Source organism: Arthrobacter tumbae (assembly GCF_016907495.1).
GTDB classification, from domain to species: domain Bacteria; phylum Actinomycetota; class Actinomycetes; order Actinomycetales; family Micrococcaceae; genus Arthrobacter_D; species Arthrobacter_D tumbae.
Window position 1 is genome coordinate 1,875,000 of the sequence record NZ_JAFBCC010000001.1, and the last position, 19,162, is coordinate 1,894,161.

Here is a 19,162-nt window from a genome sequence, read left to right on the forward strand (position 1 = left end):
TTGTCCGCTAAACTTGGGTGGTAAGAGCCCCGGACTTCTTGCGTGATTCACTGCGAGTCTTGGGGCATTCTCATGCACGGCGGCATATTTCGCGCGGCACGCGGCGCGCACTTCGCCGCCAAATGATGGGGGAGGATCCCATGCCAGCAATCGTGATCGTCGGAGCCCAATGGGGCGATGAAGGCAAAGGCAAGGCCACAGACCTGCTCGGCGGGCGCGTGGACTACGTCGTGAAGCCAAACGGCGGCAACAACGCCGGGCACACCGTCGTCGTCGGCGGTGAGAAGTACGAGCTCAAGCTCCTTCCGGCCGGCATTCTCAGCCCCAACGCCATCCCGATCATCGGCAACGGCTGCGTCATCAACCTCGAGGCGCTGTTCCAGGAGATCGACGGACTGGAGGCACGCGGTGCTGACACGTCGAAGCTGCGCGTTTCCGCCAACGCACACCTCGTTGCCCCCTACCACCAGGTCCTCGACAAGGTCACCGAACGCTTCCTCGGCAAGCGGGCCATCGGAACCACTGGGCGCGGCATCGGCCCGGCCTATATGGACAAGGTGGCGCGCCTCGGTATCCGCGTGCAGGACGTCTTTGACGAGTCGATTCTGCGCCAGAAGGTCGAGGGGTCACTGAAGCAGAAGAACGAACTCCTGCTGAAGGTGTACAACCGGCGCGATGTCGAGGTCGAGGAGATCGTCCAGTACTTCGTCTCCTTCGCCGACCGGCTGCGCCCGCTGGTCATCGATTCCACCTACGTGCTCAACGAAGCGCTCGACGCCGGCAAGGTGGTCCTCATGGAAGGCGGCCAGGCCACGTTCCTCGACGTGGACCACGGCACCTACCCGTTCGTGACGTCATCCAACCCGACCGCGGGTGGAGCATCGGTGGGATCGGGCATCGGGCCCACCCGTATCAGCCGCGCCGTCGGCATCATCAAGGCGTACACCACGCGGGTCGGCGCTGGGCCCTTCCCCACCGAACTGTTCGATGACATGGGCATCTACCTGCAGAAGACCGGCGGCGAGTTCGGTGTGAACACCGGCCGGCCGCGCCGCTGCGGCTGGTATGACGCCGTGCTGGCCCGCCACGCTGCGCGCGTCAACGGGTTCACGGACTACTTCGTGACCAAGCTTGATGTTCTGACCGGGATCGAGCAGATTCCCGTGTGCGTGGCCTACGACGTGGACGGCGTCCGCCACGATGAGATGCCCATGACGCAGACCGAGTTCCACCACGCCAAACCGATCTTCGAGTACTTCGCCGGCTGGACCGAGGACATCACGGGTGCGCGGACTCTCGAGGACCTGCCGGAGAACGCACAGGCGTACGTGCGGGCGCTCGAGAAGATATCCGGTGCCCGGTTCTCTGCCATCGGCGTTGGCCCGGACCGCGACCAGACGATTGTGATCAACGACCTCATCGGCGGCTAGCTCCACCTACAAAAAAATGGCCAGGTCCCCCTTGTGGGGACCTGGCTATTCTCTGTTGCGGCTGCTCTGCAGCGCCCGGCCGGCTCCGGCGCTCAGAAGCAGGCGTGAACTCTAAAGATTACTGACGACGTCGGCCTCGCCACGAAGCTTCTCCACCAGCGCAAGTGCCGCTTCGGACTTCTTCTGGTCCGTGACCTGCTGCTCCAGCTGGGGCTTTACTTCCTCGTATGGTGGAATCTCCGCGCCCTGCGCGGCTGCACCGGACGCCTTGGCCTCCTCGTAGGCGGCCTTCAGCTCCTCCTCGGTGGGCGCGGTGTCTCCGGTTTCCTCCGCGAGCAGCGCGTCGAGGCGGACCTGCGACTCGATCTGCGAGGTGGCGTCCTCCTTGGTGATGCCCTGCTCTTCTTCAAGCGCCGCGAAGAGCTCGTCAGCAGAGGCAAACTGGTTTGACGCAACCAGCTCATCCGTTGTCGCGGTGACCGCTTCCTCGCTGGCCTCGATTCCCCGGGTGTCAGCTTCCTGGATGAGGAGCTTGTTGCCGATGAGGTTGTCGAGCGTCTGCGTCCTCAGCTGTTCCTGGTCGACTTCCTGACCAGTCACCTGAGACTGCATGGACATGCTCCGGAAGGCACCCTCATACGAGGTGGTGAACTCTTCCTTGGTGATATCGGTGCCGTTGACGGTGGCGACGACGTCGGGAATCCCTTCAAGGTCAGGGGTGGGGGCTTCGGCCGGGGCGCTCGCTGCACTTTCGCTCGGTGCAGGCTCTGCCTCGGTGTTACCGGCGCAGCCAGTCGCGAAGGCGAGCGAGCCCGCCAGGACAACGCTCAAAAGCAACTTCTTCTTCACGGACTCTCCTCATGTTGATTACCGACGTAAGACTCTAGCAACCGTCGATGTGTGTGGGCTCGGCATCGGCTGAGTGGATGCTGGACGGTAGGATGCGCAAGATGCCGACCTTCAGCGCCGACCTGCACCTGACCAGCCTCCCGCAACTGCTGCTTGATGTGAATGCCATTAACGCCAACATTGCACTCAAGGAGCAGTGGGCGGCCGAGCATTCCATGGTGCTGGCTCCACACATCAAAACAACGATGACCCGCGAAATAGTCCAGCGGCAGCTCCCGGGATCCTGGGGGGTAACGGTCGCGACGCCGGCGCAGGCAGCCCACGCCGTTGGCTGGGGTGCCCGGCGGATCCTTATTGCCAACGAGGTGGTTTTCCCGCCGCTCGTCCATGAGCTGCGCCGGCTGCTGGAAGTCAATCCGTCCCTCGAGGTGTATTGCCTGGTTGACTCTTCGGCTGCCGTTTCAGCCCTCGCCGGCGGATTCGAGGACACAGACCGGCAGCTGTTCGTGCTGCTCGACGTCGGTATCCCGGGCGGACGCACCGGCATCCGGGCCGCCGCCGAAGCTGCCGCTCTGGCTGCTGCGGTGATGAACGCCCGCGGCCTCCGCCTCGCGGGCATTAGCGCCTACGAGGGGATCGCCCCGAATGTGAGGACCCCGGAGAACCTGGTGGTGATCGACGCGCATTGCCGGACGGCAATGGAGGTCTTCAATTCGCTGCGTGACCAGTTCGAGGTTGAGCGGCCGCTGTTCTCGGTGGGCGGATCGGCCTTCCAGGACCGGGCGGCACAATTCCTTCCGGAAGGAGCGCTGAGCGTGCTGCGCTCCGGCTGCTATGTCATTCATGACCACGGCACCTACGCGGATGTCTCCCCGCTGCCGGGTCTGCGGGCCGCGGCGGTGGTGCGCGCCGTCGTACTCTCCGTGCCGGAAGAGGGGCGGGCGATCCTGGGCGCGGGGAAGCGGGAGTTGGCGTACGACGCCGGCCTGCCCACCCTCGTGGCACACCACCGGGACGGCATTGCGCTGGCTGAGCCGACCGGCGTCGTCGTTCGGCTTTTTGACCACCATGCGGGGGTGGATAGCGCCGGATCGCTGCAGGTCGGCGACACCGTTGACCTCGGGATTTCCCACCCGTGCTCGGTGTTTGACCGGTGGCGGACGGCGCTTGCGGTGCACGGCAACTCGACGGAGCTGTGGCACCCGCAGTTCTGAGCGCTACCAGCCCCAGGTGCCCGGTGCGCCCTTGAAGGGACCGACCACCTTCGAGGTGATCCAGCCGCCGTAGAAGTCTCCGGGCTGGGCCTGGACCTCCTCATTGTCGACGAGGCAACGGTCCATCCGCCCCGGATACACGGCAATGGTTCCGGCCAGCTGCTCAAAGCCGGCCGTGGGTTGAAGGTACGTCCAGGCGGACTGTTCCGCGCGTGCTGAGCCGGCAACGACGTCGTAATAGGTGGCCGCACCCTTGAACTCACACCAGGTGGTTCCCTCCACCTGGTGCAGCGTGCCGGCAGCGAAATCCGCTTCCGGCACGTAGAAGACGGGCGGATGGCTCGTCTCCAGCACGCGCAGGGCTCGGTTGGTCCGTGCGATCTCCTGACCGCCGAACTCAAGAACGACGACGCCCGGATGGTTCTCCACGCGGGGTGGGCGCGGGTAGTCCCACACAGACTCCTGGCCCGGCCCCGGCTTCTCTCTGTTGATACCCATAGCGCCACGCTACTCTTCGGTACCCTTGAAACAGTTCCACTTCCTACCCGAAAGGGCCGCGATGAAGATCAGTGTTGGACAATTCAGGCCGGGCGGGGACGTCTCCGCAAACGTCGCGACCATGCGGGAGCTCGCGCGCCAGGCTGTGGAGGACGGGTCGGAGCTGATCGTCTTCCCCGAGGAGTCGATGTTCTCGATCGGCAAGGTCGAGGGCGCGCTCGCTGCTGCTGTGGACGCGGGTTGGTCCGTCTTCGTGCAGCAACTCTCTTTCCTGGCAGCGGAACTGGGGATCGCCGTCGTTGCCGGCGGGTATGAGTCCAGCGGCGAGGAACGCCCCTACAACACGCTGGTGCTGATCGACGCCACCGGGCGGATTGTGGATACCTACCGCAAACTGCACCTCTACGACGCGTTCAGCTACTCCGAGTCGCAGCGCATCAAACCGGGCGACGGCGGAATCACCGTGGTGCCGGTCGGTGCGCTGAATGTGGGGCTGATGACCTGCTACGACCTCCGTTTCCCGGAGCAGGCGAGGGCGCTCGCGGACCGTGGGGCCGACGTCGTGCTGGTTCCTGCCGCGTGGTTCAAGGGGGACCACAAGATCGAGCACTGGGAGACGCTGCTGCGCGCGCGGGCCATCGAGAATACGGTGTGGATCGCGGCGGCGGGGACGTCGTCGGCGCACACCATCGGGCACTCGGCAATCCTTGACCCGATGGGGGTTCCGCAGGTCTTCCTGAATGACGAGGAGCAGGGCGTGGTCACGGCCGACGTGAACCGGAAGCGCATCGAGGAGGTGCGCGAGTTCCTGCCGGTGTTGCGGAACCGCCGGTTTGCGCGGAACGAGGAAATCGTCGAGGGGCACTAGCTTGTAGGACAAGTTGACGGGTTGTACTATAAGTTATCCGATCCGCTCTTCCGAAGGTCCCCGTGATGACTTACACGCCCGACGCGATCCGCCACGTCAAACTCTCCACCGCCACGCTGCCGCTGGCCACGCCAATCTCCGATGCCAAGGTTTTCACCGGCAGACAGAAGCCCATGACCGAGGTGGTCTTCCTCTTCGCGGAGATCCTCACGGAGCAGGGCGTGTCCGGCCTCGGGTTCTCCTACTCGAAGCGGGCGGGCGGCCCGGCGCAGTATGCGCATGCACGGGAAGTTGCCGAGATTCTGATCGGCGAGGATCCCAACGACATCGCCAAGCTGTATAACAAGTTGCTCTGGGCCGGCGCTTCCGTGGGCCGCTCCGGTGTTGCCACCCAGGCGCTCGCAGCGCTGGACATCGCGCTGTATGACCTGAAGGCGAAGCGCGCCGGGCTCCCGCTCGCAAAGCTGCTCGGTGCCCACCGGGACTCGGTGCGCACCTACAACACCTCCGGCGGCTTCCTCAACGCCTCGATCGATGAGGTGAAGGAGCGCGCCACCCAGTCGCTCGCGGAGGGCATCGGCGGCATCAAGATCAAGGTGGGCCTGCCGGACTCCTCCGAAGACCTGCGCCGCGTTGCAGCCGTCCGCGAGCACATCGGCCCCGACGTGCCGCTGATGGTGGATGCGAATCAGCAGTGGGACCGCGCGACCGCCCTGCGCATGGGCCGCAAGCTTGAGCAGTTCGATCTGGTCTGGATTGAAGAACCCCTGGACGCGTACGACGCCGAAGGGCACGCAGCGCTGGCACTGGCACTTGATACTCCGATCGCCACGGGCGAGATGCTCGCGTCCGTCGCGGAGCATGAGCGGCTCATTGCCACCCGCGCCTGCGACATCATCCAGCCTGACGCGCCGCGCGTCGGCGGCATTACCCAGTTCCTCCGGCTCGCCACGCTGGCGGACCAGGCGGGCCTCGACCTCGCGCCGCATTTCGCCATGGAGATCCACCTGCACCTCGCCGCCGCGTATCCGCGCGAACCGTGGGTTGAGCACTTCGACTGGCTGGACCCGCTGTTCAACGAGCGGCTCGAGACCAGTGAAGGTCGCATGATCGTCCCCGACCGTCCAGGCTTGGGCGTGACCCTCAGCGACCAGGCGCGGGCGTGGACCACGGACAGCGTCGAGTTCGGTGCGCGCTGACGCCCGCCGTGCCTGGCAGCCGTAACGGCGTGTCAGCATTAACGTCATGAAGCAAACGTTGGCCGTCTCGCTCGTCGACAGCCTCCGCCGTCGGATCGTGGACGGCACTATCCCCTCCGGCGAGAAGCTGCCGAGCGAAAGCGCGCTCATCGGCGAGTTCGGTGTCAGCCGCACGGTGGTGCGGGAGGCGGTATCCCGGCTCCAGGCCGAGGGACTTGTGTATACCCGGCGGGGGAGCGGCAGTTTCGCGCTGACCCCGCCGTCCCCGGACGAAGACTCGACGGGCGGCATGCGGCGGCCCCGTACCCTGGAGGAGCGGCGCGCGCTGCTGGCGTTTCGCGGGGGCATCGAGAGCGAAGCCGCTGCGCTCGCCGCCGGTAACGCCACTCCGGCGATGGTCACTGCGCTGGATAACGCCCTCGCGGCATTCGACGCCGCCGGCAACCACGCCGCGACGGCCGTCTCCTGCGACTTCGCTTTCCACCGGGCCGTGGCCGAGGCCAGCGGAAACTTCTACTTCGTTGACGCGCTGCTGTCGCTGGGGCCGGCCATGATTGCGATGCCGCCGGAGCGTCTCGAACCAGCCGACGACGGCGGCCAGTCAGAGCGGTTGCAGCGCGTCGCTCTCGAGCATGCCGCGGTGCGCAACGCGATAGCTGCAGGGGATCCTCTGACCGCCGCCGCTGCCATGCGCCTCCACCTGGCGAACTCGCGGTCCCGGCTGGGCGGAGAATCCGGGCAGGGGTAGACGTAGCGGGATTGCGTGCCATTTCTCGCAGGTTTGAATCCGTCGACGGCGTGTCCCTCCCGACACGCCGTGCTTCCGGGGCTCCCGCTCGTCAAACCTGCGCGGAACAGATCGGTGATGGGCACTGACCGACCGCAATGCCGAAGCGCAGGATGGCCTCGGACGTACGATTGTTCAATGACCACAAACCCAGAAACCATCCGGATGTACGGGGCCGACTGGTGCCGGGACTGCATCCGTACCAAGCGGCAGCTGGACGAGCTCGGCATCAGCTACGAGTACATCAACCTCGTTGAAACGCCGGATGCTGCTGAGGAAGCGAAGAGCATCTCGGGCCGGACCAACATTCCAGTTGTGGTGTACCCGGACGGCGCGCACCAGGTCGAACCGAGCAACCCTGACGTTGAGGCGAAGCTCCGCGAGCTGAACCTGCTCGGCTAGCTAATTTCGAGCCCGCGTACGATTCCGTGCAGGTTCGGGAGCAGCTACCGGCGCGTCTCCGGCGACATGCCGTGCATTCGGGTTACCGATCCGGCAAACCTGCACGAAATGGGCGGCGAGCCGGCCTGAACCTCGTCGGCAGCTGGCTCGGCAACCTGCTCGACTAGCTAGTCCCGGCCGTCCGGCTTAACCGCGAGCACCGGGCGGTCCGCCTGCAGGAGGATCCGCTGCGCGTGCGAACCCATGATGAACTTCCCCACCTGCGTGCGCTGGCGAAGCCCGATCACGATAAGCGAGACGTCGTGTTCGACCGCGAGCTCGAGAATTTCATCCGCAAGGTCATCCCTGTGGGAGGGGCGAAGGACGCGTGCGGTGATCCCGGCGTCGTCGGCTGATTTTTGAAGCCGGATGAGATCCTCGTCACTGGCAACCGACTTGTCCACGCGGGAGCCCTCGCGCACGGAATTGACGATCAGCAACTCCTCGTCGCGGAGCTTCGCCTCGGTGATTGCTGCGGCAACTGCGGCTTCGCCGACAGGGGTGGGCACGTAGCCGACCATGATGCTCATAAGTTCTCCTAGAAATGTGCGATCAAGAATCTGGGATTAGGAATCTGCGCTGACGCGGGTGGTGTCGCGCTGGCGGCGAGCCAGAGCGGACTTGATCATGGGGCCTACTGCTACCAGGACAAAGATCACCAGCAGGGTGGCTGAGATGGGTCGGGTGAGGAAGCCCGAAACGTCGCCTTCGAGCACCAACAGTGAGCGGCGGAGGTTCGACTCGAGGAGCTCACCGAGCACGAACGCCAGAACCAGCGGCCCTGGCTCGAAGCCGAACTTCTTCATCAGGTAGCCGAGTGCGCCGAAGAGCACCACGAGCAGGACATCGAACATCGAGTTGCGGATGGTGTACGCGCCGAGGATGGTGATCAGCGCCGTGATAGGCGCGAGGATGGCGGCCCGTACCCGGAGGATCTTCACGAACAGCCCCACCAGCGGGATGGACAGGATCAGGAGCAGGATGTTCCCGATGTACATCGAGTTCACCACGCCCCAGAACAGCTCCGGGTCTTCGGAAATAAGTTGAGGCCCCGGCGTGATGCCGTGGATCAGCAGTGCTCCGAAGATGATGGCCATGGTGGCGTTCGCCGGGATGCCGAGCGTGAGCAGCGGGATGAAGGAGCTGGTGGCGGCTGCGTTGTTGGCGGTCTCCGGGCCTGCCACGCCCTCGACGGCGCCCTTGCCGAAACGGGAGGGGTCCTTGGCCCGCTTCTTCTCGACCGCGTAGGAAACCATGGAGGAGATCGTTGCGCCGCCGCCGGGAAGGATGCCGAGGAAGAAGCCCAGGACGGAGCCGCGGCCGATCGCGCCGGAGGACTTGCGGAGGTCAGCGCGGGAGGGCCACACGTTGGCGACCTTCGCCGGCGCGCTGACCGCGCGGTGGCGTTCCTCAAGGTTGTAGAGGATCTCGCCGATGCCGAACAGGCCCATGGCGATGGGCACGAAGTCGATGCCGTCTGCGAGGCTCAGGTTGCTGAACGTGAAGCGCTCGGCGCCGGTGAAGACGTCGCGGCCCACGGTCGCCAGCAACAGGCCGACTGCGGCGGCAATGAGCGCCTTGATCTTGGTTCCGCCGCTGATGGTTGCGACCAGCAGGATGCCGACGAGGGCGAGGGCGGTGTACTCCGGCGGGCCGAAGTCGAGCGCGAAGCTGGCTACCAGTGGAGCCAGGAAGGTGAGGCCGATGATGGCGACCGTTCCACCGATGAACGACCCGATGGCGGCGATGCCCAGGGCGGTTCCGGCTTTGCCTTGCTTCGCGAGGACGTAACCGTCAAACACGGTCACCACGGAGCTCGCCTCGCCGGGAAGCCGCAGGAGAACGGAGGTGATGGTTCCGCCGTACTGGGCACCGTAGAAGATGCCGGCGAGCATGATGATCGCGGTGACGGGGTCGATGCCGTAGGTCAGGGGCAGCAGGATGGCGATGGTTGCTGCGGGACCGAGGCCGGGCAGCACGCCGATGAGCATGCCGATCACCACGCCCATCAGGCAGTAGAGAAGGTTCTGCGGGTCCAGAACGACGCCGAAGCCGTTGAGAACCGGGTTGAAGAAGTCCATGGCGAATCCTTTGGCTCTCGGTGCTTAGAACAGGTGGGGGATCGACGTCCCCAGTCCGAGGATGAAGATGGCGTAGAAGGCTGCCACAACGAGCACTGAATAGAGAGTGGCTGAACGCCAGGTCTCGCCGCCGAGGAACTTCATCCACACGAAGCACAGCAGCAGTGCCGGAATCTCGAATCCGATGACCGGCATCAGCCACACCATGCCCAACAGCGTGACGAAACCGAAGGCCGCCATCCGGGACAGCGGGGAGAACTTCTCGCCATCTACACCCCCGCGCCGGCCGATGATCAGCTGCGCGAGGGCGAGGACGGTGATGATGAGACTGATGATGAACGGCCACGTGCCGGGACGTGGCTCCCCCGGTGTGCCCAGGCCGAGACCTACGGCAATGACCATGCCTGCGATGCCGACGCCGGCCGCCACCAGTGAGGCGGCAAGGTTGGCGATCGAGCCCGACGGCGGCGCGGAGTCTGCCGCCCATTCGGCGGCGAGTTCCTCCGGCGTCAGGTCCGGTGCGCCGAGGACGTCCGTGGAGTCACTCTCGGCTTCGTAGTCGCGCTTCCGGTTCATGGCAATGCTCATTTCAGCTGATGGTCTCGGCCTGGGTAGGTGAGGCTATTACTCGCCGGAGAGCGAGATGTCGTATTCCTCAATCAGCGCCTTGTACTGCTCTGCGAGTGCGTTCCACTCTTCGACGACCTCTTCCCCGGTTACTTCCCACGGGGCAAGGATGTTTTCCTGGTTGAACTCCTGGTACGACTCGGTGGCCTGGGTGGCTTCGACGGACTCAACCAGCCGCGCCTTCGCATCCTCGGAAAGGCCCTTCGGTGCAGCGAGCGCACGGTACTGCGAAACCGGAACCTCGTAGCCTTCCTCGATGGCGGTCGGAGTGTCAGGCAGGAACTCGTTGCGCTCCTTCGCGAACGTAACGATCGGAGTCACGGTGCCCGCCTCGATCTGCGGAAGGGCTTCGCCGAGCTGAATGGTGGAGACGGCAACCTGGTCACCCATGACGGCGGTGAGTGCCGGTGAACCTGAATCGAACGGTACAGCGGTTCCGTCAATCTCGGCCTGTGCGAACAGGACTGCCTGGGCCAGCTGCGAACCGGTGCCGACGCCGGTGGTGCCGAAGTTCAGCGGATCGCTGCTCTCCTGGATGTCGGCCAGGGTCTCAAAGCCTGACTCCTTGCTTGCGACCAATACGTAGTCGTCCTGGGAGAGGCCCTTGATGACGTCGAGGTCATCGAGGGTGACGGCTTCACCTTCAGGAACGGTGAGGGATGTGATGGTGATCAACGATGCGTTGAGGAGGATGAGGTTCTGGCCATCGGGCTCCATGGCGGCGACCTCCTTGGTGGCCAGCGCGCCGTTGGCTCCGGCCTTGTTCACTACGGGCACGGCTATGCCGAGGTCCTCCGCCATGCCATCGGCAATCGCACGTGCGATGCGGTCGGTCGAGCCGCCGGCGTCCTGGCCAACAGTGAGGGTGATGGGGCCGCTTGGAAACGCTTCGCCGGATTCGGCGCTGCCCCCGGCCACGTTTCCGCCGCAGGCTGACAGGGCGAGAACGCCGGCAGCTGCGGTGGTTGTGATCAGGGTGCGGCGGGTAAGTGATGCTTTCACGAGTTGGTACTCCTCATTCAGGAACGGCGTTGTTCGGCTACAGGCCTGGAGCAAAGATGTGATGGCACTCACGGCTCGGCCCTGAGAAGACTGTACGGAGCGGCTATGATGCATGTCCAAGCCAACATATGCATGAAGTGATACCCGGAAGGCATCATGTTTACTCTCGATCAGGCACACAGTTTCGTCATCGTTGCCGAAGAGCTGCACTTCGGGCGGGCAGCCGAACGCCTTAACATGACCCAGCCCCCGCTAAGCCGCCAGATCCAGAAACTGGAGCGCAGCGTCGGCGTAGAACTGCTGTTGCGCGATAACCGGAAAGTGTCCCTTACTGCTGCCGGCCGCGCCTTCCTCGTCGAAGCCCGGAAGTTGGTTGTCGCCGCTGAACGCGCACCAAGGACGGCGCAGCGGATCGCGGCCGGCAAGTCCGGACAGTTGCGGGTCGGGTTCACGGCCGCCTCCGGCTTCAGTTTGCTTGGACCGCTGCTGACCGAGATCGCAACGGAACTGCCCGACGTCGATGTGGAGCTTCAGGAGCTCGTCACCGGTGAGCAGCTGGCAGCGATTATCGACGGCGACCTGGACCTTGGCCTCGCACGGCCGGCTTTCGACGCCGACCTCTTCGAGTCCCATCTGATGTTCACCGAAGATCTCCTGCTGGCTGTCCCCTCCGGGCACGAGCTTGATCAGCTGAACCGCTCGTTGACGGTGGCGGACCTCAAGGGTGTGCCCCTGATCATGCATTCTCCGACGAAAGCCCGGTACTTCTACGACCTGGTGGTTCGCTCCATCCCCGTGGAGCACGGCAACGTAGTTCATACGGTGAGCCAGGTCCTCACGATGGTGGCGCTGGTAGCTGCCGGACGGGGAGTGGCCTTCGTGCCGGAGTCGACGAGCCTGCTCGGCGTGGAGGGCGTCTCCTACCTGAGGCTGGCGGATATTGAACCGGACGCCGTCGAACTGTATGCCATTTGGAGCAGGGAGCTGCGTAATCCGGCCCTGGGCAGACTTCTTGAGGTCATCCGCACCAAGGACCTCTGATACCCGCAGGGCATCAATCCATACAAAAGTGGGCTTGGACAGGCATCACCTGACTTCCTACGGTTGAGGTAATCCACCAAGAAAGCACCACCCCTCGCCGTTCGCGGCGATCTGCCCTAAGGAAGATGCATCGTGGCCCAGTACGCGCCCCATGAACTCGCCCAGAAGCTGAAGGACGGCCTGCTGTCCTTCCCGGTCACCGCCTTCACGCCCGAGCTGGCCGTGGACGAGGACGCCTACCGGCAGCACCTGTCCTGGCAGGCGAGCTTCGACGTCGCCGGTCTCTTCGCGGCCGGCGGTACCGGTGAGGGTTTCAGCCTGACGCCGGCAGAAGCAGCGCAGGTCATCCGCGCGGCCGTTGAGGAGGTCGGCACCAAGGTGCCTGTCCTCGCCTCCGCAGGTGGTTCCACTGCCCAGGCTATCCAGAACGCTCAGGACGCCGAAGCTGCCGGCGCCGAGGGCCTGCTGCTGCTCCCGCCGTACCTCACCGAGTGCGACCAGGAGGGGCTGCTGGCCCACGTCAGCGCCGTCTGCTCCGCGACCTCGATCGGCGTCATCGTCTACAACCGCGCCAACGCCATCTACTCGGCGGACACCGTTGCCCGCCTCGCTGAGCGCCACCCGAACTTCATTGGTTTCAAGGACGCCGTCGGTGATATCGAGCACCTCACGAAGGTCTACGCCAGGAACGGGGACCGGCTCTTCTACCTGGGTGGCCTGCCCACCGCCGAGACCTTCGCCCTCCCGCTGCTGCAGCTGGGAATGAGCACCTACTCTTCGGCGCTGTACAACTTCGTTCCCGAGTTCGCGCTTGAGTTCTATGGCGACGTCCGGAGGCAGGACCACGCAGCGGTCACCGAGAAGCTGCAGCGCTTTGTGCTGCCCTACCTCGACATCCGCGACCGGGTGCGAGGTTACGGCGTCTCGATCGTCAAGGGTGGGCTGAAGGTCGTCGGCCGCGATGTCGGCGGCGTCCGCCCGCCGCTGCAGAACCTGACGGAGGCTGATCTTACTGACCTAGGGGCGCTCATCGACGCCGCCGGTATCCGTCCTGCACCCGCCGCGCTCACCAACGCCTGAACGCACTATCCGTAGAACAACCCACCGGACACCATCCGTAAGGAGCTTTCATGCCTACGCAGCACGCCACACTTCAGGGTCACTCCATCATCGCAGGGCAGGGAATTGCCGGTAGCGGCAAGACCGTCAACGGTTTCAATCCGGCGACCAATGAGACGCTGGAGCCCGGCTACTCCCTGATCGACGAGACACAGCTCAGGGAAGCGACCTCCGCCGCGGAGGAAGCGTTCGGCTCCTTCAGCAACCTCGACCCCGAAACCCATGCGTCCTTCCTGGCGAGCATCGCAGACCGCATCGAAGCATCGGGTGAGGAGATCGTTGCCCGCGCCATGCTCGAGACGGGCCTGCCGGAACCGCGCATGCGCGGTGAGCTGGCCCGCACCACCGGCCAGCTGCGCCTCTTCGCCTCGGTGGTTCGCCAGGGCGATCACCGCGGCGTCCGGATCGATCCTGCGCAGCCCGACCGCGCGCCGATGCCGCGCGCGGACATCCGGCAGCGAAAGGTGCCCCTCGGTCCCGTCGCCGTCTTCGGTGCGAGTAACTTTCCGCTGGCCTTCTCCACTGCCGGCGGTGACACTGCGTCGGCGCTCGCCGCCGGCTGCCCGGTGATCTTCAAGGCGCATAACGCCCACCCCGGCACCAGCGAGCTGGTTGGCCGCGCCATCACGGAGGCAGTGAACGACGCCGGTCTCCACCCGGGCGTCTTTTCCCTCATCTACGGTCCCGGTGCCAGTATCGGCCAGGCCCTCGTCTCGGATCCGGTCATCCAGGCGGTCGGCTTCACAGGCTCCCGTTCCGGCGGCACAGCGTTGATGGCAACAGCTGCCGCACGCACCCAGCCCATTCCGGTGTACGCGGAGATGAGCTCCATCAACCCGGTGATCTTTTTCGAGGGTGCGCTGCAGGACGATCTCGACGGGCTTGCCACCGCGTATGTCACCTCTGTCACCGGGTCCAGCGGACAGCTGTGCACCTCGCCGGGCCTGGTCTTCGTGCCAACCGGCGACGCCGGCGACAACTTCCTTGCCGCAGTCACCCGTGCGCTCGCACCGTCGGCAGGACAAACCATGCTCACCCGCGGAATCGCGGACTCCTGGACCGCAGGCGTTGAAGCGCTCGGCTCGCAGGACGGCGTCGAGCTGGTCGCCCAGGGGACAAACGGGGCTACCGAGAACGCGCCCGCACCGGTTGTCTACGGCACCCAGGCGGAAACGTTCCTGAACAACCCCGTGCTGCACGAAGAGATCTTCGGCGCCGCGTCCCTCGTGGTGCGCTACTCCTCTCCAGAGGAGCTGGTTGCGGCCGCGAAGCGCCTCGAAGGGCAGCTGACCGCCACCCTCCACCTCACCGGGTCCGACTACGACACCGCGGCCGGCGTCCTGCCCGTCCTGGAGCGCAAGGTTGGCCGCATCCTCGCCAACGGCTGGCCCACCGGCGTCGAGGTTGGCCACGCGATGGTTCACGGCGGCCCGTTCCCCGCGACCTCGGATACTCGGACGACGTCGGTCGGTACCCTCGCGATCGAGCGTTTCCTGCGGCCGGTCGCCTATCAGAACATCCCTGAGCTGCTCCGCCCCGCTGCCGTCCGGGACGGCAATCCCTGGAAGCTGAACCGCCGGATTGACGGCACGGTAGTGCCGGCAACGGAGGGCGAGGGCAGCGGTTCAACCGTCAAGGCCACCGGGGAGGACGCGTGACCGCCCAGCCAACCATCGCCGTCGTCGAGGTTGTCCCGGTTGCCGGGCACGATTCGATGCTGCTCAATCTCTCGGGAGCGCACGGGCCGTTCTTCACCCGCAACGTCGTCATCATTACCGATTCCGATGGACGGACCGGGCTCGGTGAGGTTCCCGGCGGGGAGGCGATCCGCTCCACCATCGTGGAAGCAGGACGGCTGCTGACGGGCAAGCCGGTAGCGCGTTTCCGCAGCCTCCTGCGCGTCGTCGCCGCTGCGTTCGCTGATCGTGACGCCGGCGGCCGCGGACTCCAGACGTTCGACCTGCGCACAGCGGTCCATGCGGTCACCGCGATTGAGTCGGCGTTGCTGGACCTGCACGGCCAGTTCCTCGGCGTTCCTGTTGCCGAGCTCCTCGGCGACGGCCAGCAGCGCGACGCGGTGCCGATGCTGGGGTACCTCTTCTACGTGGGAAGCCCGGACTCCACGGGCCTGCCGTACTTGCGCGAGCAGGGTTCCTCTGACGAATGGGAGCGTGTCCGGCGGGAAGAAGCGATGACGCCTGCCGCCGTCGTCCGCCTGGCCGAAGCAGCGCAGGCACGCTACGGTTTCGCGGACTTCAAGCTCAAGGGCGGAGTGCATGCAGGCGATGACGAGGTGGACGCCGTCGCCGCGCTCAAGGAACGCTTCCCGGACGCGAGGATCACGCTCGATCCGAACGGGGGCTGGCTGCTGGAGGATGCCATCCGGCTGGGGAAGCGGATGCAGGGAGTCGTGGCCTACGCCGAGGACCCCTGCGGCGCCGAAGGGCGGTTCTCCGGCCGTGAGGTCATGGCGGAGTTTCGCCGCGCAACCGGGCTGAAGACAGCGACCAACATGATCGCGACCGACTGGCGGGAGATGGCTCACGCCGTTCGCACCAACGCCGTGGACATCCCGCTCGCTGATCCGCATTTCTGGACCATGGCCGGCTCGGTCCGGGTGGCGCAGCTGTGCAACGAGTTCGGGTTGACCTGGGGATCGCACTCCAACAACCACTTCGACATCTCGCTGGCCATGTTCACCCACGTGGGAGCTGCCGCACCGGGCGAGATCACGGCGATGGACACGCACTGGATCTGGCAGGACGGGCAGGGGCTCACCACCGATCCGCTGCAGATCCGTGGCGGCGAGATCAGGGTGCCGGACGCGCCCGGACTCGGCATCGAGCTGGACCGCAGCCGCCTCGAGGAAGCGCACGCGCTCTACCTTGAGCACGGTCTGGGCGCCCGCGATGACGCTGCGTCCATGCAGTACCTGATCTCCGAGTGGACGTTCGACCCGAAGAGGCCCTGCCTGGTCCGGTAGTGCAGGGTCCGTAGGAATCGACATGTGAACAGGAGGGTTCGTGGAGGGGGTTCTCCTCGGGTTCGGCATTGTCCTGGCGCTGGTTGGCGTTGGCATTGCCGCCTCAATCCTCCTCCCAACCCGCACCCGGGCCATGCAGGAGGGCCTCACGCCGGTGATTTACTACATCACCAACCCGGCGCTCATGTTCATCCTGCTCGCCGAGACCGAGCTGGCTGAAGTCCTGAGCATCTACACGCCGATTGCGCTGATTGTTGCCGCCGGAACCGCCGCTGTCTATGCGCTGTTCAGCCGCTTCATCCTCAAGCGCGCGGCCGCACAGACCGCGGTGGGTGCGATGGCGTCCTGCTACGTCAATGCCGGCAACATCGGCATCCCGATTGCACTCTATGCGGTGGGCAGTTCAGCCCCCGTGGTGTCGGTGCTGCTGGCCCAATTGCTGGTGATCGCGCCGGTTTTCCTCACGATCTTCGCCTGGTGCGGCAGGAAGACAAGCTCCGCCGGTTCATCGCTGTCGCCCGGCTCGGCCGGTGGTTCCACGTCTCCGCGCAGCTCACCGACGCTTGCGCGGACGGTCTTGCGCTCGGTGGCCAATCCCGTCACTCTCGGGACAGCCGCAGGGGCGCTGTTCGCCGCCACCTCGCTCACGCTGCCGCCGATCATCTGGACTCCGCTGGAGATGCTTGGCCAGGCGTCGATCCCGCTGCTGCTGATGGTTTTCGGTATGAGTCTCCGGGGACAGAAGCCGCTGGCACAGCGGAGCCTCCGTGCCGACGTCGTGCTCGGGAGCGTAGTGAAGCTCGCGCTGATGCCGGTCATCGCGTGGGCGGTTGCGTACTATCTCTTCCGCGTTGAGGGCACAGCGCTGCTCGGCGTGGTGGCGATGGCGGCTCTGCCGACCGCGCAGAACGTGTTCCTGTTCTCCGCCCAGTTCGGGTTGAAGGTCACGCTGGTCCGCGACATCATTCTGATGAGTTCGCTGCTGGCGCTGCCGGCGTCACTGCTGGTGGCGGTGTTGCTGGGCTGAGCGCGCGCCGTTGCCGGGAGTGCTGCCCCGGGGCGCAGAGGGGTTCTTTTTCTGCCGCTGCGTGCAATACGGACTCATCCGGCAGCGTGATGCCGGGCCACACAACCTTTGACCGGCCGCGTGCGCGCTTCATTGCGGCAGGCACGAGGGACAGGTCGGCGCCGGCTTCAAAGCAGATCTGCGCTACCAGGGGATGCGACCAGCTGCTGGTCGGTTTGCCCTCGATCGATCCCAGATACATTCCGGCGACCTCCGCGAGGACCTGCGGGCTGACACCGTGAATAGTCCTGATTTCACTGACGGCGCTGCCCAGGTCGAAGGGCCGTGTGGTTGCGTGACGAATGGCGGTCCCGGCCACCCACGAGGCGACGATGTGAGGATCCTTCGCAAGCATGACGTCAGCATAGAAGCCGGCTCTGACATCGTGGTTTCCGTTCCACGCGTACGTGCTGTGCGACAGACTTGCTTCATGGCTGATTCAGAAATCACAACCCACGGCTCCACAGTCGAGGAATGGACGCGAGCCCTGGGGAAGTCCGTCGGCTCGCCGGGCGGCGGCGCTGGAGCGGGCGTCATGCTTGCCATTGCAGCATCGCTGACCTCCATGGTTGCGGGGTATACCGACGCCGGGGCTGAGCAGCGGGACCAGCTTGAGGACCTGCACGCTCGAGCCCAGGAACTTCGTCGAACTGCCCTGCAGTTGGCCGATGATGACGCGTCAGCTTCGCGGGCCTTCGGCGCAGCCTTCCGGTTGGAAAAGGGCGACGAACGCGACCAGGCCATCCGCGAGGCATCACTGGGTGCCGCGAGGTCCTCAGCAACGCTGGGCGATCACGCCGTTGCTGCGATCGCTGACCTGTCCTGGTTGGCGGAGAACGGCAATAGGGCGCTGATAGCCGACGTCGTTGTGGCTTTCGGCGCACTGCGGGCGGCCGTGACGGGAGCCCGAACGAATGTCAGCTTCGATCTGGCCACGCTGAGATCTTCCGGCCTCACGCTCGAGCAGGTCCGCGAGCAGCAACCCCGTCTCTGGGCGGCCGTCGAGAAACTTGATGCCGCAATTGTGCGGATCGATCAGGCGACGGCTGCCGTGGACCACCGTGCCGCGCCTACCGACACTGCCTAACGCTGGCCGCCTGCCTGGCCAGGTCCCGTGTATGGAGTGGCAGCGATGATCGAGATGGAGACCTGCCGCTTGTTGGGAGCGGTGTAGGAGGTGACATCTCCGGGCCGCAAACCGCGGATGGCTACACCCAAAGGGCTCTGTTCACTGAAAACGTTCAGCTCCTCTGTTCCCTCGATGACGCGGCTTCCCATCAGGAACACCTCGGGTTGCCCGTCGATGCAGGCCTCGATCAGCATGCCGGGCTCCACGATCCCGTCATCTGCGGGCGAATGAATGTTCACGTTCTTGAGCAGGGCTGTCAGTTGCCTGATCCGCGATTCCGTGGCCATCCGCTGGCTGGATTCTTCCTGCCGTACCCGTGCATTGAGCAAGCTGTCCAGTTCCCTCTTCAGGCGGGCGTAGGCATCCTGCGTGAGCCAGGTAGCGGGGGCAACTGAATGCAGCATTTCACTCCTCGAATACGTGCGGGCACCACCGGAAGAACCGAGTGAACAGGGCCCGGGACGGTGATGAATGTTTGAGCATAGCTCATTCCTGTTTTATAGCAATTCCGGCCATCGTGAGGGCTGCGGATTTCTTCTACAGCGTCAGGACTGGCTTTAAAAATATAAGTGGGTATGGTTCTGGGTATTGATGAGGAAGGCGGTGATCCCGTGTCAGGAAAGTCTCCCAGGAGTGTCGGCGCAAAGAAACAAGGAAAGTCCATCCTTGAAAAGCGAGCGCAGAAGAGGGCAAAGGCAGAGTCCAGTGAATCGCTGTTTGCCAAGCCCCGTAAGAACCAGCGGTAGTTGAAGCTTCAGAGGCGTCCTGCTCACGCCTTCCACCTACCGACGTTCCTCCCACGGGTTGGTGAAGATAGTGCGTAAGCGG

Annotated in this window: 20 protein-coding genes; 12 read left to right on the forward strand and 8 right to left on the reverse strand. The window is 65.0% G+C overall.

From position 1 onward, the window contains the following. The first annotated feature begins 140 nt into the window (after positions 1 to 140). Entirely contained in the window at positions 141 to 1,430 is a 1,290-nt protein-coding gene (locus tag JOD47_RS09045) for an adenylosuccinate synthase (RefSeq protein ID WP_204533697.1), read from the forward strand. A gap of 111 nt (positions 1,431 to 1,541) precedes the next feature. Here the strand turns inward: JOD47_RS09045 and JOD47_RS09050 are convergent, their stop codons facing one another. Continuing rightward, on the reverse strand, positions 1,542 to 2,279 hold the full coding sequence (locus JOD47_RS09050; protein ID WP_204533699.1) for a SurA N-terminal domain-containing protein: 738 nt from the start codon (positions 2,277 to 2,279) through the stop codon (positions 1,542 to 1,544). Positions 2,280 to 2,380: 101 nt separating this feature from the next. On the opposite strand from JOD47_RS09050, the gene JOD47_RS09055 reads away from it, so the two are divergent. Further along, positions 2,381 to 3,493, forward strand: coding sequence for an alanine racemase (locus tag JOD47_RS09055; RefSeq protein WP_204533701.1), 1,113 nt, complete (start codon positions 2,381 to 2,383; stop codon positions 3,491 to 3,493). A gap of 3 nt (positions 3,494 to 3,496) precedes the next feature. Here the strand turns inward: JOD47_RS09055 and JOD47_RS09060 are convergent, their stop codons facing one another. After that, positions 3,497 to 3,991, reverse strand: a complete 495-nt coding sequence (locus JOD47_RS09060) for a DUF427 domain-containing protein (protein ID WP_204533703.1) — start codon at positions 3,989 to 3,991, stop codon at positions 3,497 to 3,499. Positions 3,992 to 4,052: 61 nt separating this feature from the next. Here JOD47_RS09060 and JOD47_RS09065 point away from each other — a divergent pair, with 61 nt between their 5' ends. The 4 genes from JOD47_RS09065 (at position 4,053) to JOD47_RS09080 (ending at position 7,247) form a co-directional block, all read left to right on the forward strand. Then, complete coding sequence (locus JOD47_RS09065; protein WP_204533705.1) at positions 4,053 to 4,859, forward strand: carbon-nitrogen hydrolase family protein; 807 nt, start codon at positions 4,053 to 4,055, stop codon at positions 4,857 to 4,859. A gap of 65 nt (positions 4,860 to 4,924) precedes the next feature. Continuing rightward, a complete protein-coding gene (locus JOD47_RS09070) occupies positions 4,925 to 6,058 on the forward strand; it encodes an L-talarate/galactarate dehydratase (RefSeq protein WP_204533707.1) in 1,134 nt (377 codons plus the stop codon). Positions 6,059 to 6,104: 46 nt separating this feature from the next. Then, a complete protein-coding gene (locus tag JOD47_RS09075; RefSeq protein ID WP_204533709.1) occupies positions 6,105 to 6,806 on the forward strand; it encodes a FadR/GntR family transcriptional regulator in 702 nt (233 codons plus the stop codon). A gap of 177 nt (positions 6,807 to 6,983) precedes the next feature. Further along, positions 6,984 to 7,247, forward strand: coding sequence for a glutaredoxin domain-containing protein (locus JOD47_RS09080; protein WP_204533711.1), 264 nt, complete (start codon positions 6,984 to 6,986; stop codon positions 7,245 to 7,247). Positions 7,248 to 7,414: 167 nt separating this feature from the next. Here the strand turns inward: JOD47_RS09080 and JOD47_RS09085 are convergent, their stop codons facing one another. The 4 genes from JOD47_RS09085 to JOD47_RS09100 are packed head-to-tail and all read right to left on the reverse strand — an operon-like array spanning position 7,415 to position 10,996. Next, a complete protein-coding gene (locus JOD47_RS09085) occupies positions 7,415 to 7,816 on the reverse strand; it encodes a universal stress protein (protein WP_204533713.1) in 402 nt (133 codons plus the stop codon). Between the two features lie 36 nt (positions 7,817 to 7,852). Beyond that, entirely contained in the window at positions 7,853 to 9,367 is a 1,515-nt protein-coding gene (locus JOD47_RS09090) for a tripartite tricarboxylate transporter permease (protein WP_204533715.1), read from the reverse strand. A 24-nt stretch (positions 9,368 to 9,391) separates the two neighbouring features. Next, on the reverse strand, positions 9,392 to 9,955 hold the full coding sequence (locus tag JOD47_RS09095) for a tripartite tricarboxylate transporter TctB family protein (protein ID WP_204533716.1): 564 nt from the start codon (positions 9,953 to 9,955) through the stop codon (positions 9,392 to 9,394). Between the two features lie 36 nt (positions 9,956 to 9,991). Further along, positions 9,992 to 10,996 (reverse strand): Bug family tripartite tricarboxylate transporter substrate binding protein, encoded by a 1,005-nt coding sequence (locus JOD47_RS09100; RefSeq protein ID WP_307836244.1) that lies wholly within the window; start codon positions 10,994 to 10,996, stop codon positions 9,992 to 9,994. Positions 10,997 to 11,152: 156 nt separating this feature from the next. Here JOD47_RS09100 and JOD47_RS09105 point away from each other — a divergent pair, with 156 nt between their 5' ends. The 5 genes from JOD47_RS09105 to JOD47_RS09125 all read left to right on the forward strand — a co-directional run bounded on the left by JOD47_RS09105 (position 11,153) and on the right by JOD47_RS09125 (position 17,166). Continuing rightward, positions 11,153 to 12,037 carry a LysR family transcriptional regulator gene (locus JOD47_RS09105; RefSeq protein ID WP_204533719.1) on the forward strand — a complete coding sequence of 295 codons (885 nt, stop codon included), beginning with the start codon at positions 11,153 to 11,155 and terminating at the stop codon, positions 12,035 to 12,037. Between the two features lie 132 nt (positions 12,038 to 12,169). Then, complete coding sequence (gene kdgD, locus JOD47_RS09110) at positions 12,170 to 13,117, forward strand: 5-dehydro-4-deoxyglucarate dehydratase (protein ID WP_204533720.1); 948 nt, start codon at positions 12,170 to 12,172, stop codon at positions 13,115 to 13,117. A 50-nt stretch (positions 13,118 to 13,167) separates the two neighbouring features. Then, positions 13,168 to 14,814, forward strand: a complete 1,647-nt coding sequence (locus JOD47_RS09115) for an aldehyde dehydrogenase (NADP(+)) (protein ID WP_204533721.1) — start codon at positions 13,168 to 13,170, stop codon at positions 14,812 to 14,814. Continuing rightward, positions 14,811 to 16,139 carry an enolase C-terminal domain-like protein gene (locus JOD47_RS09120; protein WP_204533722.1) on the forward strand — a complete coding sequence of 443 codons (1,329 nt, stop codon included), beginning with the start codon at positions 14,811 to 14,813 and terminating at the stop codon, positions 16,137 to 16,139. Before JOD47_RS09115 ends, JOD47_RS09120 begins: the two co-directional genes overlap by 4 nt. A gap of 40 nt (positions 16,140 to 16,179) precedes the next feature. Beyond that, entirely contained in the window at positions 16,180 to 17,166 is a 987-nt protein-coding gene (locus tag JOD47_RS09125) for an AEC family transporter (protein ID WP_204533723.1), read from the forward strand. Here the strand turns inward: JOD47_RS09125 and JOD47_RS09130 are convergent. Beyond that, complete coding sequence (locus tag JOD47_RS09130; protein WP_204533724.1) at positions 17,102 to 17,560, reverse strand: hypothetical protein; 459 nt, start codon at positions 17,558 to 17,560, stop codon at positions 17,102 to 17,104. The genes JOD47_RS09125 and JOD47_RS09130 overlap by 65 nt on opposite strands. A gap of 75 nt (positions 17,561 to 17,635) precedes the next feature. On the opposite strand from JOD47_RS09130, the gene JOD47_RS09135 reads away from it, so the two are divergent. Continuing rightward, a complete protein-coding gene (locus tag JOD47_RS09135) occupies positions 17,636 to 18,292 on the forward strand; it encodes a cyclodeaminase/cyclohydrolase family protein (protein WP_204533725.1) in 657 nt (218 codons plus the stop codon). Here the strand turns inward: JOD47_RS09135 and JOD47_RS09140 are convergent. Continuing rightward, entirely contained in the window at positions 18,289 to 18,738 is a 450-nt protein-coding gene (locus JOD47_RS09140; protein WP_204533727.1) for a GreA/GreB family elongation factor, read from the reverse strand. The two genes, JOD47_RS09135 and JOD47_RS09140, sit on opposite strands and share 4 nt — an antisense overlap. Between the last annotated feature and the right edge of the window lie 424 nt (positions 18,739 to 19,162).

Excerpts from the sequence above, each read along its gene's own strand:
- JOD47_RS09045 (WP_204533697.1), top strand. The coding sequence starts at position 141 with ATGCCAGCAATCGTGATCGTCGGAGCCCAATGGGGCGATGAAGGCAAA.
- JOD47_RS09055 (WP_204533701.1), top strand. The coding sequence starts at position 2,381 with ATGCCGACCTTCAGCGCCGACCTGCACCTGACCAGCCTCCCGCAACTG.
- JOD47_RS09060 (WP_204533703.1), bottom strand. The coding sequence starts at position 3,991 with ATGGGTATCAACAGAGAGAAGCCGGGGCCGGGCCAGGAGTCTGTGTGG.
- JOD47_RS09065 (WP_204533705.1), top strand. The coding sequence starts at position 4,053 with ATGAAGATCAGTGTTGGACAATTCAGGCCGGGCGGGGACGTCTCCGCA.
- JOD47_RS09070 (WP_204533707.1), top strand. The coding sequence starts at position 4,925 with ATGACTTACACGCCCGACGCGATCCGCCACGTCAAACTCTCCACCGCC.
- JOD47_RS09075 (WP_204533709.1), top strand. The coding sequence starts at position 6,105 with ATGAAGCAAACGTTGGCCGTCTCGCTCGTCGACAGCCTCCGCCGTCGG.
- JOD47_RS09080 (WP_204533711.1), top strand. The coding sequence starts at position 6,984 with ATGACCACAAACCCAGAAACCATCCGGATGTACGGGGCCGACTGGTGC.
- JOD47_RS09085 (WP_204533713.1), bottom strand. The coding sequence starts at position 7,816 with ATGAGCATCATGGTCGGCTACGTGCCCACCCCTGTCGGCGAAGCCGCA.
- JOD47_RS09090 (WP_204533715.1), bottom strand. The coding sequence starts at position 9,367 with ATGGACTTCTTCAACCCGGTTCTCAACGGCTTCGGCGTCGTTCTGGAC.
- JOD47_RS09095 (WP_204533716.1), bottom strand. The coding sequence starts at position 9,955 with ATGAGCATTGCCATGAACCGGAAGCGCGACTACGAAGCCGAGAGTGAC.
- JOD47_RS09105 (WP_204533719.1), top strand. The coding sequence starts at position 11,153 with ATGTTTACTCTCGATCAGGCACACAGTTTCGTCATCGTTGCCGAAGAG.
- JOD47_RS09115 (WP_204533721.1), top strand. The coding sequence starts at position 13,168 with ATGCCTACGCAGCACGCCACACTTCAGGGTCACTCCATCATCGCAGGG.
- JOD47_RS09130 (WP_204533724.1), bottom strand. The coding sequence starts at position 17,560 with ATGCTTGCGAAGGATCCTCACATCGTCGCCTCGTGGGTGGCCGGGACC.
- JOD47_RS09135 (WP_204533725.1), top strand. The coding sequence starts at position 17,636 with ATGGCTGATTCAGAAATCACAACCCACGGCTCCACAGTCGAGGAATGG.
- JOD47_RS09140 (WP_204533727.1), bottom strand. The coding sequence starts at position 18,738 with ATGCTGCATTCAGTTGCCCCCGCTACCTGGCTCACGCAGGATGCCTAC.